The organism is Amycolatopsis rubida, from assembly GCF_900115345.1.
Classification (GTDB): Bacteria; Actinomycetota; Actinomycetes; order Mycobacteriales; family Pseudonocardiaceae; genus Amycolatopsis; species Amycolatopsis rubida.
This window is the reverse complement of sequence record NZ_FOWC01000008.1, coordinates 325272-338494: the sequence shown is the minus strand read 5'-3', so window position 1 is coordinate 338494 and position 13223 is coordinate 325272. Positions and strand designations below refer to the sequence as shown.

General features: G+C 72.6%; 11 protein-coding genes. 8 read left to right on the top strand and 3 right to left on the bottom strand.

The genetic code is table 11. From position 1 onward, the window contains the following. Positions 1 to 515: 515 nt before the first annotated feature. From BM362_RS29040 to BM362_RS29030, 3 genes are all read right to left on the bottom strand, one after another. Positions 516 to 1121, bottom strand: a complete 606-nt coding sequence (locus BM362_RS29040; protein ID WP_244287317.1) for a histidine kinase dimerization/phosphoacceptor domain-containing protein — start codon at positions 1119 to 1121, stop codon at positions 516 to 518. A gap of 389 nt (positions 1122 to 1510) precedes the next feature. Beyond that, positions 1511 to 2110 carry an LppP/LprE family lipoprotein gene (locus BM362_RS29035; RefSeq protein WP_093575282.1) on the bottom strand — a complete coding sequence of 200 codons (600 nt, stop codon included), beginning with the start codon at positions 2108 to 2110 and terminating at the stop codon, positions 1511 to 1513. Positions 2111 to 2521: 411 nt separating this feature from the next. Beyond that, positions 2522 to 3730 carry an ROK family transcriptional regulator gene (locus BM362_RS29030; protein WP_093575281.1) on the bottom strand — a complete coding sequence of 403 codons (1209 nt, stop codon included), beginning with the start codon at positions 3728 to 3730 and terminating at the stop codon, positions 2522 to 2524. A 158-nt stretch (positions 3731 to 3888) separates the two neighbouring features. Between BM362_RS29030 and BM362_RS29025 the strand changes: the two genes are divergently transcribed. From BM362_RS29025 to BM362_RS28985, 8 genes are all read left to right on the top strand, one after another. After that, complete coding sequence (locus BM362_RS29025) at positions 3889 to 5046, top strand: tagatose-6-phosphate kinase (protein ID WP_093575280.1); 1158 nt, start codon at positions 3889 to 3891, stop codon at positions 5044 to 5046. Beyond that, positions 5043 to 5528, top strand: a complete 486-nt coding sequence (locus tag BM362_RS29020; protein WP_093575279.1) for a cupin domain-containing protein — start codon at positions 5043 to 5045, stop codon at positions 5526 to 5528. The genes BM362_RS29025 and BM362_RS29020 overlap by 4 nt, the downstream gene beginning before the upstream one ends. A gap of 1 nt (position 5529) precedes the next feature. Continuing rightward, the gene (locus BM362_RS29015; RefSeq protein WP_093575278.1) at positions 5530 to 6651 is read left to right on the top strand and encodes a DegT/DnrJ/EryC1/StrS family aminotransferase; all 1122 of its coding nucleotides are present in this window, start codon (positions 5530 to 5532) and stop codon (positions 6649 to 6651) included. Positions 6652 to 6679: 28 nt separating this feature from the next. Beyond that, positions 6680 to 7327 (top strand): HAD-IA family hydrolase, encoded by a 648-nt coding sequence (locus tag BM362_RS29010; RefSeq protein WP_067592513.1) that lies wholly within the window; start codon positions 6680 to 6682, stop codon positions 7325 to 7327. Continuing rightward, a complete protein-coding gene (locus BM362_RS29005; RefSeq protein ID WP_093575277.1) occupies positions 7324 to 8448 on the top strand; it encodes an MFS transporter in 1125 nt (374 codons plus the stop codon). Before BM362_RS29010 ends, BM362_RS29005 begins: the two co-directional genes overlap by 4 nt. After that, positions 8445 to 10532, top strand: a complete 2088-nt coding sequence (locus BM362_RS29000) for a N,N-dimethylformamidase beta subunit family domain-containing protein (protein WP_143132502.1) — start codon at positions 8445 to 8447, stop codon at positions 10530 to 10532. The genes BM362_RS29005 and BM362_RS29000 overlap by 4 nt, the downstream gene beginning before the upstream one ends. 310 nt (positions 10533 to 10842) lie before the next feature. Further along, complete coding sequence (locus tag BM362_RS28990) at positions 10843 to 12168, top strand: hypothetical protein (RefSeq protein WP_093575274.1); 1326 nt, start codon at positions 10843 to 10845, stop codon at positions 12166 to 12168. Next, positions 12165 to 13223, top strand: a complete 1059-nt coding sequence (locus tag BM362_RS28985; protein ID WP_093575273.1) for a hypothetical protein — start codon at positions 12165 to 12167, stop codon at positions 13221 to 13223. Before BM362_RS28990 ends, BM362_RS28985 begins: the two co-directional genes overlap by 4 nt.

The following is a 13223-nucleotide window of genomic DNA, read 5'->3' as shown; positions in this document are numbered from 1 at the left end:
CGGAGACCGTCGATAAACCTGGGCGCGCTGGGCGCCGCGGCCCTGCTCGGCGAGACGGCCGCCTGCGCAAACTCGGACCGCGCGTTCATGCCAGTTTTCCGGAGCAGAACTTGAGCAAAGCCATGCTTTCGAGGACGCCGGCCGGTGTTGCTCCTGCGGACTTGCGATAACCGCAGGTCAGTGACATCCGGCCACCCCGATACGGGGGCAGCGCCACAACACGCGCGACCCGCCGGACGCGCTTCGCCATGCCTATCAGCGCGGGAAAGAAAATTCCCGGCGGCAATGAAGTTGGATTCATCGCGGCTTTAGCTCGATCGTCGCACCCATGAGGCACCAGTCAGCCCCTGACCGCGATTCACTACTAAATCGCCCCCGCTTGCAGGCAAGGCGAAGTCCAGGTCGCCGACTTGGGCTTGGCCCGCCGCGCGGGCTCGAACCAAGAATCCGCCGGTTCATTCTTCCAAGCAGCTTCGCGAAATCGATGAAATTCGATCCAGCTGGGACAGCTTCACCTATCCATGACCTGATTCGACGGCAATCAGCCTCGCCCGATCGCCGCCCTGGCGCTGGGCGACGCGGTGCGCGGCCTGCGCCCGCACGACGATCCCGGTGATCTGGTGCTCGACCAGGTCGTGCAGCTCACGCGTGAGCCGCAACCGTTCGGCGGTGCGCACCTCGGCGGCCGCGGCACCGGCGCGGGCGTCGGCGTCACGCAGCAGCAGCCCGACGGCCAGCGCCGCACCCCACGCGACGGCGGCGGCCGCGGCGAACAACGCTGTGGGCGAGCCGAGCACCGTCGCGACTCCGCCCAGCACTGCCTGCGCGAAGGCGGGTCGCGGCCGCAAACGGTGGCACGCCGAGCCGACAACCAGCGCGATCGCGAGCGCCTCCGCTCCGCTCGGCTGGGGCGGCAGCCATTGCCCGAGCGCGGCGACAAGCGCGGTGCTGACCAGCGATAACCCCGACACCGCTGTCGCGACCGCCGCGACGTGCCCGGGGAACCGTCGCCGCAGCACGGCCACGACCGGACCGAGACCGGGCGCGAACTCGGCGGCGACCGTCGCTAGCCACCCGGTCGCCGGACCGGAACGCGCGAACAGCACGGCGTCGACGGGCACCAAGGACGATCAGCACCGCGATCTCGGCCACGAGCGGGCCCCGCCTGCCGGTCCACGGGATAGCGCTCATGCACCGATCGTGCCCGGTACCGCTCCGGACCGCCTCCTGCGGGTGCGAACCCGAGTCGGCCGTGCGAGCGAGGCACCGGCGTGGTTCACGGTCCGCGCCGAGACGCCGCTGCCGCCGGACATCGGCCTCGGTGTCCACAAGCGACAGATCCAGCGCATGGGAACAGCCGCGAGCACGCCCGGCCATGCCCGCACGAAGCCCCGTCGCACCGGAATTGCCCAGTCAGGCCGACGAAACCCGCTCCCGCATGCGCGAGGGACGCCGGACGAGCTGGATACGTGTCCGACGGCAGGGCATCAGGCCCGGCGACGAAGAAGGGCTACCGGCGGCTGTGGTCGGCGCTGGGGTCGTCGGTCGGAATCGGGTCCAGCGGCTCCAGCTTGGACCCGGTCCAGTGGTAGCGCACGTCCGCCGCTCCGCCGGTGTTCTCCGCGTTGGGGTCATTCGCCTGGTACAGCTGGTAGGAGAGGGTGATCGTGGTGCTGTCCTGTGCTTTCTTGCTCATGTTGGCGCTGGGCGTGGCGGTGTCGGTGCCCAGGAACCGGCCGTCGTGGAAGAAGAAGGCCATCTGGCTGGACGAAGTCTGCGCGTCGGACTTGAGCGCCACGATGACGTTGAGGTCCTTCGGCCGCGGCCAGGAGGTGTCGGAATTGGGGGTGTAGCCCTTGCTGCGCACGAGCTTCTCCGCCGCGGGCAAGGACGCGTCCGCGGGCTGCTCCGCCGGGGCCGCCGCGCTGCGGGAGGGCCCGGAGGTCTCCGCCGAGGCGGGAGACGGGTCGTGCGGTGCCGACTTCGCCGCCCCGCCGGCCGCACTGCTGGCGCTCCCGGCTCCCGCCTGGTTCCCTCCCCCAGCACAGCCCGCCAGCACGAGTGCGAGTGCGCTGATGCCAGCAACGCCGATGACGCGGCCGGTAGCCATGATGCCTCCTAAGTCAGGTTGCCAGCTATTGTTGATCACTGTTCAGGAGACGCGCGAGGCGGCTGACAGTTGCCCCGGCGGCCGCCGCTCCGCTGACCGGGCCAGTTGGCCGCGGTGTCTCGCGGGCAGATCTTCGCCGGTGATGTGCGAGATGGCCGGGCCGGCAGGGCAGCCGACGTCTCCGGTGCCGCCGCTGCGAAGGGTCCTGGCCGGCACGCCCGGCCACGACGCATCGGGGCCGTCGCGACGATGCGAGATGCAGGATCTCTTGGGCACGACGGCCTGGCCTGCGCTTCGCTCTGCAAGCGTGCTCGCCAGCTCGATCGTCGCCACGGCGCACCGTCGAGTGCGGACTCCCGCTTCACGGCACACGCGAGGACAGCTCAGTCTTCTCCGAACCGTCAGTGCCGCCTAGGCCGGTTCCGCCAGCAAGCGCGGGCAGGCGAGCAACGGGCCGAACGCATGCTCGACCGCCCCGCTGAGGACCGGGCCGGCGACGGTTCCCGCCACCACGGCCGGAGCTTGTGCGCGCGCCACGACCGAGGCCGCCAGTTCCTCGTGAATCCGGCCCGGGGCGACCCGGAGGTACTCCCCCAGCACCCCGCTCAGCACCATCCGGTCCGGGTCGAACAGGTTCGCCAGGCTCGCGAGTGCCCGGCCGAGGCACCGGGCCGCCGCACCGATCCGCTCGGCCGCCCCCGGCTCGCCCGCCGCCGCCCGGCGGAACAGCTCCTTGACCTCGGCCGGGTCGCCCGGGTCGGCGGGCGTCCGGCCCAGCAGGGCGCGGCCGTCCGCCGAGACTTCCAGGCAGCCGCGCATGCCGCACGGACACCGCGGGCCGGCCGGGTCGACCACGACATGCCCCGCCTCGACCGCGTTTCCGGCCCCGGTGAACGAAACCCCCTGCTGCAGCACGGCTCCGCCGATGCCGATGTGCTCGCAGGCCAGCATCAGCAGGGTGCGCGCACCGCGGCCAGCTCCCCGGCGGTGTTCGGCGAGCGCGGCGAAGGAGGCGTCCTTGCCGACGTCGACCCGCGGGATCTCCGGCAGCTCGGCGGCGAGGATCTCCGCGGCCGGGACCGCGGTCCAGTTCAGGTGCAGGGCCGAATGAACCAGCCCGTCGGTCGCCCTGACCATGCCGGCCAGCCCGACCGCCGCGCCCGCGCACGGACGGCCGCTCTCCTCGACCGCCTGGCGCATCCGGGCGGCCAGCGCCGAGAGCGCCCGTCGCGGGTCGCTTCCCGGCGACGGCAGCGGGATCCGCCGCCGGGGCCCGGCCGTGCCGCCCAGTCCGGCGACCGACAGTTCGGCCTCGCTGGAATCCAGTCTGCCCACGACGACGACCGGGCCCGCCGGGTCCGGGCGCAAGAGCGGGGACGGCCGCCCGCGCACGGCTCCGCCGCCGGCGGCCTGACGCGCGGCCGGGCCCAGCTCGATCAGCCCCAGTTCGACGAGTTCCGCGACCGCCTCGCCTGCGGTGCTGCGCGGCAGATCCAGCCGGGCGGTCGCCTCGGCCCTGGTCAGGCCGCCGGTCCGGTGGACAAGGTCCAGCAGCCTCGCCGCGGCGCCCTCGCTCGGTTGGGGGTATGCCGACGTGGTCTGAACCACTACTTTGTTCATCGGGCGAACATAACTGGTCGTGACCGATCCGGCCAGCCGTTCGCCCGGGAGGAGCGTCTCGGACGTCTCCCAACCCTCTCGTCGCAAGCCCGCCGGTGCGCTCGCGACCAGCGAACACTTCAGGCCATCAGCTGGTTCGGAGCAGAGGAGAAGGCCAGATGACCAGAAACGGACCACCCCGGATGCCGACGCTCGGTGTCGGGCCGATGTCGAAGAACGCCGTGGACGCCACCGTCGAGCTCGCGCGGGACCACGACACCCGGATCATGCTCATCCCCAGCCGCCGTCAGGTCGAATCCGCCGCGCTCGGCGGCGGGTACGTCGAGCGCTGGACCACCGACGAGTTCGCCGGCTACGTCCGCGACCAGGACAAGGACGGCCTGCTGCTGCTCTGCCGCGACCACGGCGGGCCCTGGCAGCACCCGGCCGAGCGGGCCGGCAACTACTCCGAGGAGCAGGCGATGGCCGCCAGCCTCGCCTCCTTCCGCGCGGACATCGAAGCCGGATTCGATCTGCTGCACATCGACACCTGCCTCGATCTCGACGGCTCCGCCGCGCTCGAACGGGCGATCGCCCGGCTGGTGAAGCTGTACGGCGAGTGCCACGAGACAGCCCGGGAACTCGGCCGCGAGGTGCGGTTCGAGATCGGCTTCGAGGGCCAGGGCGTCGACACGAACGACCCGGCCGAGTTCCGCGACCAGGTCACCGAAGTGTGCTCCCGGCTCGCCGCCGACCGGCTGCCCGCTCCCGAGTTCGTCGTCGCCCAGACCGGGACGAAGGTGCTGGAGACCGAGAACACCGGCGCGCTGCTCACCGCTCCGTCCGCGGTGGGGTTCGCGGTCGCGCAACTGGCCCGCGTGTGCGCGGACGTCGGCAGCTCGCTCAAGGCGCACAACGCCGACTACCTCCCCGCGGAGTCGCTGCGGCGGCTCATGCAGCGCGGGGTGGCGGCGGTGAACGTCGCGCCGGAGTTCGGCGTCGTGGAGACCCGGGCGCTGCTTGAGTTGCTGGACGAACTGGGCCTCGCCGCCGAACGCGACGAATTCCTGCGGATCGCCCACGCTTCGGGCGCGTGGCGGAAGTGGCTGAAACCCGGCACCACGACCTCCGACCACGAGCGCGCGGTCATCGCCGGGCACTACGTGTTCGCCACCGGCGAGTTCCGCGAACTCAAAGACCGGATCGCCGCCCAGGCCCCCGGGATCGACCTCGATGCCCGGCTGCGCGCGGCGGTCTACGCGGCCCAGCTGCACTACCTCGTCCACACCGGCGCGAGCGTCGCGCCCGTCCTCGCAGAAAGCGTCCGCACGGCATGACTGTCTCCAGCGATTACCTGCACGAGATCTTCCCGGCGGCCGGCGCGAGCGGCCCGGGCCTGGCCACCGGCGGCCTCACGATCACCTCGCTGAACGAAGCGAAGGTCGTGCGCAAGGGCTGGGGCGAGGAGCGGTGGCTGGTCTCGGAGGACGCGCCGTTCGGCTTCAAAGTCATCCACCTCAAAGCCGGCGAACGCACCAGCTTGCAATACCACGAGCAGAAGGAGGAGGCGAACCTCATCGTGCGCGGCGAAGGCGTCCTCCGCTACGCCGACCGCGCGGGCGAAGACCTCGCCGCCCGCGCGTTGGCCCCCGGCGACATCGTGCACGTGCGGCCGCTCGCCGTGCACCGGATCGAGGCGGCCACCGACCTCACCCTGGTCGAGGTTTCAACCCCGGAACTCGACGACGTCATCCGGCTGTCCGACGATTTCGGGCGCGGCGACGGACGCGTCGCGGCCGAGCACGAGGGGCGGGACTGACGTGGCCGAATACCGGGTCGGCCGCTACGACTATCCCGGCCAGCTCCCCGGGCTGGACGACGAACTGCTGCCGTCGATCCGCGAAACACTGCTGCGCGGCGACTACGTGCTCGGCGCGGCGGTCGACCGCTTCGAGCACGCGTTCGCGAGCTACCTCGGCGCGCGGCACGCGGTCGGCGTCAACTCCGGGACCGACGCGCTGATCCTCGCGCTGCACGCCCTCGGAATCGGCCCCGGAGACGAGGTGATCACCGTGGCCAACACTTTCCACGCGAGCGCACAAGCGGTGGTGCGCGTCGGCGCGACGCCGGTGCTCGCCGACTGCGGTCCCGGCGACTACCTCATCGACCTCGAACAGGCCGAAGCGGCGATCACGGACCGCACCCGGGCCGTCCTCGTGGTCCACCTGTTCGGGCAGTCCGTCGACATGGCGGCCGCGCACGCACTGGCGAAGCGGCACGACCTGCTCGTGCTGGAGGACTGCGCACAGGCGATCGGCGCGTATTCCGGCGGAGTGCGAGTGGGAACGACGAGCGACGCGGGATGCTGGAGCTTCGCGCCGTCGAAGAATCTCGCGGCGGCGGGCGACGCCGGGGCGATCTCGCTCGGCGGAGCCGACGCCGACCGCCTCGCCGCGGTGCTGCGGCGGCTGCGCCACTTCGGGCAGGACAAGCAGAACGAGCACCGCGTGGTCGGGTTCAACTCGCGGCTGGACACGCTGCAGGCACTCGTGCTCGGGCACAAGCTCCCGCAGCTGGACGAGTGGACCGCGCGGCGGGTGGCGGTCGCGGCCGAGTACCGCGAGCGGCTCGCCGGGCTGCCGGTGTCCTTTCAGGACGGTGCGGGCGCCGGCGAGCATGTCTACCACCTGTTCCAGCTGCGCACCGAGCGAAGGGACGAACTGCTCGCGCATCTGCGGGAAGCGGGCGTAGACGCCGTCGTCCGCTATCCGCACCCGATCCACCTGCAGGAGGCGTTCGCGTTCCTCGGGCACCGGCGAGGGGACTTCCCGGTGGCCGAGGACCTCGCCGGCACCACGCTGTGCCTGCCGCTGTTCCCGTCGATGACCGCCGACCAGGTCAGCCTCGTCTGCGACGGTGTGCGGGAGTTCTTCGCCCGCTGACCGCTTTCCCGCACAATCAGGAGCGACCATGCCCATCAGCCTGACCCTGCCGGACCGCGTCGTCCTGTCCTGTCGCGCCGTGCTGTTCGATCTCGACGGTGTGCTCGTGGACTCGATGCCGACAATCGTCCGGCAGCTTCGGGAATGGGCGGCCGGGAGGGGCCTCGAACCGGACCAGGTCGTGGAACTGTCGCACGGGCGCGGCAATCTCGACCTGGTCCGGCTCGTCGCACCGGCCCTCGACGCGGAGCGGGAGGCGCGGCTCATGGAGGCACGGGAAGTCGACGACGTCGACGGCATCACCGCCCGGCCGGGCGCCCGCGCGGCGCTCGAAGCGCTGCCGCCTGCCGCGTGGGCGGTGGTGACCTCGGGCAACGACGGGGTCGCGCGGGCCCGGCTCCGCGTCGCGGAACTGCCCGTGCCCGGCGTGCTCGTCACCGCCGATGACGTCGCCAAGAGCAAGCCGGATCCCGAGGGGTATCTCGCCGCCGCCGCCCGGCTCGGAGCCCGGCCGCGGGACTGCGTCGTGTTCGAGGACGCGCCGGCCGGGATCGCGGCGGCACGGGCGGGCGGAATCCGTGTCGTCGGAGTGGCGGGCACCCTCGGCACGGCCGAACTGGACACCGAACACACCGTGCCCGATCTCGCCTCGGTCGGCGTGGTTTCGTGGCAGTGACCGGAGTTCGGGAGCTGCCGGGCGTCCGGCTGGGCAGCGCGGCCGCGTTCCCGCTGTTTCTGGCCCTCGGCGCGGCGACAGCGGGTCTCGGCGCCGCGCTGCCCGCCGTCACCGAGCGGTTCGCCCGCACCGGCGATTCGGGCGGGCTGCTCGTCAGTGTCTACAACGCCGGCGCACTGCTGGCGATCGTCGGCTGCGGCGTGCGCAAACGGTCTGTCGCACCCCGCCGCGAACTCGCTGTCGTGATCGGCTTGTTCGCCGCGGGCTGCGCGGGCGCCGGGTTCGCTCCCTCGTGGCCGGTCCTGCTGATCTCGATCACGGTGGCGGGCTGCGGCTACGGCGGCGCGGTGCTGCACGTGAACACCGCGTTCGCACGCGGATCCGGGCACCGCGCGGTCCTTATGCTCAACCTGGTCAACGCGACGTTCGGGATCGGCGCCGTCGCAGGCCCCTTCGTGGTCGGGCTCATCCCAGGCCCGGACGTGCCCGCAGTGTTCCTCGGCGTCGGCGCGCTCGCTCTGCTGTCCTTCCCGGCGTACCGGTGCGCCGACGGCCCGGCCGGCGAACCTGGTGCCCGCGAAGGGAAACCGGCGTTCGCGGTGCTGGCCCCGTTCCTGGCGCTCGCGTTCTGCTACGCCGGGCTGGAGACCGGCATCGGGGCCTGGGCCGCGACGCACCTGACCTGGACCGGGCTGACCCCCGCGGCCGCCGCGCAGTGGGTTTCGCTGTACTGGCTGGGGATCACCGCCGGCCGGTTCGTCGTCCCGCTGTTCGCGCGCGGACCGCGGCGGATCGTGGGCTGGTGCCTGCTCGCCGCCACAGCCGCGACCGCCGTCGCGGCTGTGGCCGCCGCGGCCCCGTATGCCTATGCCGTGGCCGGGTTCGCGCTCGCGGCGGTCTTCCCGACCGTGATCGCGTGGCTGGCGACGCTGGTCACGACCGTCCGGCAGGCGAACGCGATGCTGCTGGTGGCGGAGATGGCGGGCAGCGTGACCCACCCGCTGGCGATCGGCTGGCTCGCCGGGGCGTCGCGACCGGCGACGGTCCCGCTCGCCATCGCCTGCCTCGGCGTTCTCGCGCTGGCGGCCTCGCGATGGGCCCCGCGCCCGGTGCCGGCATGAGCGTCTTCGGGTATCTCGACCGGTTCTCGTTCAAGCCCGGCGACGAGGTCGCGTGCCGGTTCACCTCGGCCGGCCCGGTCACCGCGGACCTCGTCCGGCTGATCCACGGCGACGCCTCCCCGGCGGGCCCGGGCTTCCGCAGCGAAGAGATCCGCGCTGTCCCGCCGGTCACCGCGGCCGGCGGCGAGCAACCGATCCACCCGGGATCGTTCCTGCGCGCCGAAGAGGTCGTGCCGGCCGGGACCGCCGCCGTCCGGCTTTCGGTGCTCGCCTGGCCTGCCCTGCCCGCCGCGGGCACCCCGCAGGGTCTGCTCAGCCTGACCACAGCGGACGGTTCCGCAGTGCTTTCCCTCGCCCTGGACGAAACCGGTCATCCGCACCTGCGCACGGGCGACGGCGCGACAGCGGCCCGGCTCGGCCGGCCGCTGCTCAAGCGCCGCTGGTACCGGCTCACCGCCACCGCGAACCAGGACAGCGCCGAGCTCACGGCCGTCCCGCTCGACCCGGTGCCCGGGGACGAGGAACCGGGTCGCGCGGTCGGGCCCGGGCTGAGCCTCGCCGGCGCGTCCGGCGCGGTCGCCGCCGCGGTGGCGGCGCTGCCCCGCCCGATCGGCTGTTATCACGGGAAACTCGAACGTCCCGAGGTCCGGGACGGCACCGGGCTGACCCTGGCGAGCTGGGCCTTCGAGCGGGAGATGACCGGCGACCGGGCGATCGATGTGTCCGGCCGGGAAAAACACGGGCGGCTGGTGAACGCACCCGCCCGAGCGATGACCGGACCTGGCTGGACCGGGCAGACGCTCGACTGGCGGACGGCGCCGGAGCAGTACGGCGCCGTGCACTTCCATGGTGACGACCTGGCCGACGCGGGCTGGGCGGCCGGTGCGCTCCTGCGCCTGCCCTCAGACCTCCGCAGCGGGATCTACGCGGTCCGGCTGCGCTCCGGCGGGCACACCGACCACATCCCCTTCGCGGTCCGCGCCACGGGCAAACCGGCGGACGTCGCCTTTCTGCTGCCGACGTTCACCTACCTCGCCTACGCCAACGAACAGACGGGCGACCCAGCGGTCATGACCCACCCGCTGGACGTCGCGCTGCGCGAGCATCCCGGCTTCGGCAAAAGCCTCTACGACCGCCACCTCGACGGCTCCGGCATCTGTCATTCGACAGCGCTGCGGCCCATCCTCACGCTGCGTCCGGACTACCGGCACTGGCATTACGACGCGCCGCGACACTTCGGAGCCGACCTCTATCTCGCCGACTGGCTCGAACACGCCGGCGTCGAATTCGACGTTCTCACCGACCACGACCTGCACGCCGAGGGCGCGGCCGCGATCGAGGGCTACCAGGTGGTGCTCACCGGGTCGCACCCCGAGTACCACAGCTCGGCGACGCTCGACGCGCTGCACGGGCACGTCCGGGCCGGCCGGTGCTTGATGTACTTGGGCGGCAACGGGTTCTACTGGGTGACTTCGTCCCGTCCGGCGCGGCCGGAGATCATCGAGGTGCGCCGCTCCAGCGGGGTCCGCAGCTGGGAAACCGCGCCGGGCGAAGGGCACCACGCGGGCACCGGCGAGCCCGGCGGCCTGTGGCGGCACCGCGGCCGCTCCCCCAACGCGCTGACCGGAGTCGGCATGGCGGCGCACGGCTGGAGCGAGCGCGGCCGCGGCTACCTGCGCACCCCGGCCTCCCGGGATCCGCGCTGGGCATGGGTGTTCGACGGCATCGCCGAGGACGTGCTCGGCGATTTCGGCCTGGTGATGAACGGCGCGAGCGGCGACGAACTCGACCGCTGCGACCCGGCGCTGGGCAGCCCGCCGCACACGGTGGTGCTGGCGACCTCCCAGCCGCACGACGAGAACTACCACCAGGCAGTGGAGGACGTGATGGAGATCCGGCCCGGGCTCAGCGGCCCGGGCAACCCCGCCGTCCGCTCCGATCTGGTCCTCGTGGAACACACTTCCGGCGGCGCGGTGTTCTCGGCCGGTTCGATCGCGTTCCTGGGCAGCCTGTCCCACAACCGGTACCGCAACCCCGTCTCCCGGCTGATCGCCAACGTCCTGGACAATTTCCGCGGCCGGTAACCGCCGGACGCGCCGCTCGGGCTGATCACGAGGCCGCGACGGACACCAGATGCGCTCGATGTCCAGGCCGGTGCTCCCGGGTGGATCCGTGGCCGGTTTCCCGCCGCAGGCCGACCTGGTCACCGGCTCCCGGGCCGGCCGGCCGCCTTGTCCCGATCTCGCCCCGGTGCCGCGGGAAATCGAAAGACGCGGTTCGCCGGTCGCCGCGCAGATCGGTCCGCGCCGGTGGCCGCCACTGCCGAAAGAAACCGCCGTCTGGTCAATCCCGGCGGCGGGGCAGCGTCAGCCGGCGGCAGGATAAAGTCGGGGCGTGAAGACGGCAGGCCAGCAGCAGTCCCGGTTGCGATCGGCTGTTCTCGCACAGGCTTGGCGGCGGATCCCGGGCGTCGAGGTCCTCTCCGCGGGCGACGGCGGACCGCTGACCCGCACGGTGAAGAAGATCATCGATCCGCTGGTGCTCCGCACCGCGGCGCGGCCTCGGCTGGGCCGTCCGCTGCTGGCTCCCGAAGCGGCGGCGGAAGTGACGGAGTTGCTGCTGGCCGACGCGGCGCGGCTGGGTGCCACGGCGGCGTGGTTCACGCACTTGAAGCGGCAGCGCCGCGCCCTGCGCATTACGGCGGGCAATGTTCAGGACGTGTGTTTCCCCCTCGCCTACGAACTCGCGACGAGTTTCGGCAGGCCCGACGCCTCCGCGCCGGAACAGGCCGCGGCGGCGTTGCGCGAGTGGCACGGCGAAGACAGCGCGGCCGCGGTCGATCAGTTGAGCGCGTACTTGGCGGATCCCCGCGCCACGGCCGACTTGACCGCGGAGTTGCGCCGCCGCTGGCACACGACGCCGGACAACCCGGTGGCACCGGACTTCGTTCCCCTGCTCGACGCGGTCGCGAACGGCTTCGCCGACGAGGACTGGCAGGCACTCGCCGGCTCCCCCGCCGGACATGCGTTCGGCCTCGCGCTGCGCCGCCCCGGCGGTGCCGCCGCCCTCGCCCGGGCCGTGCACGAGGTTTCCGGTCTGCCCGCCCCTGATCTCGGCCTGCAACGCGGCGACCGCACCGCCGTACCCCCGCTGAACCAGCGCGACGAGGCAGGCGGCGAGCTTCTCGAACGCAGCATCGAACGGCGGGTACGCGCGAGCTTGCGCCGCCTCTCCGCCGCCGAACCGGCTTCCATCGCCGATCTGGTCGATGACGAACTCAGCCGGACGGCCGCCGGATTCGGGCTCGAAACGCCGGTGCTGGCAACGTGTTTCGTGCTCGGTGTGGTCCTCTCCCCCGCGCTTAGGCCCCTTGACGGCAGCGCGCCCGGCGGAATTCCCGCGTTCGCACAGCGGCTCAACGCTCAGGTCGCGCGGGAGGGATACGTGCTGTATGCGCGCCGAGCGCTGGCCGGTTCGACACCGCTGACCGCGCGAGCGGACGCCGATATCCTGCGAGAGCTGCGCGAGTTCGCGAAGCGATTCCTCGCCCGGCTCTGGGTCCGGCTGCACGGTTTCGACGTCAGTGGCCAGACTCCGGCCGCCGCGGCCGACATCCGGGACCTGCTCACCGGCGTCGTCCGGTCGACCTCGCTGGACCTGCGGACGAAAGTGCGCCGCGCGCTCGTGGCCGGCCTGCCCCGGCTGGAGGCGGTCTCGTGAAGCATCCGGTGCACACTCCGGTGATCGCGGCCGACGGCGGCGTCCTCCGTTTCGCCCTGGCCGATCTCCTCGGCGGCGAGGCGCAGTCGATGCGGATCGAACTCCTCGACGCTGACGCCGCCGAACCGTGGCTGACCAGGCTCGTCGGCCCCGAAGCCAGCCTGACCGCGCTCCGCGCCGGGCACGCCGAGGTCCCGGCCCAGCCGGACTTGGCCGCTCTCGCGCTCCTGCTGTGGGCCCGCCGCTGGTGGCCCGCGAGCCCGACGCTCGGAATCCCGTCGCTCGATCCGGCGCTGCTGGACCTCGAAGCGGCCGTGGCGACAACAGCGGTCGAAGACGTCGCCGAGGGGCTGCTCGACGGGTTCGAGGCCAGTCCGGCCGAACTGTTCGACCAGGCGAGCAACTCCGGCCTGTTCGCGGCCGCGCGTCCGGTGCCCGGCGAAGTCCGGCTCCGGTGTGCGCGGCTTTCGGCCTGGTTCGACAGCCAGGACGACCTCGTGCGAGCCGAAGCGGCGGCCGGTCTCGCCGCGCGGTTGGAGTCCGTCGCGCCTGGTCGGCGTGCCTACGCCTTGGCCGCGGGCTCCGGTCCCGGCGCGTCCGGCGAGGGCGTGCTGGCCGAGGGACGCGCGAGCGTCGACTGGGCTCGGGTGCCGCCGGGCATACTGGACGCCGCGGAGGACACGGTGACCTGGCGGATCGTCGCGACCCCGGCTGCCGCCCGGCTTGAGGTCGAAGTGGCGGGAGCGCTCGACGACGCGTCCCTCACCGCTGTCGCGACGCACGACGGCGAACCGTTCGCCGAAGCCGCCCTCGACCTCGGCAGCGCCGGATTCGCCGGGACGGCCGACCTGGACGAGGCTGGAGCCAGGCTCGCCGCGACGCCCGCTCTCCGCTTCGATCTCGTCGTCGGAGCAGCGGGCCAGGACGTCGAAGGCACCACGCCGCAAGACCGGGCCGAGGTGGTTTCCCTGGTGCGCGCTCGCGAGGCCCTGCCCCCTCAGGTCCAGACCTTGGCCGAGCGGGCCGCGAGCAGAGACGCCGACGAGGAGTTCTGA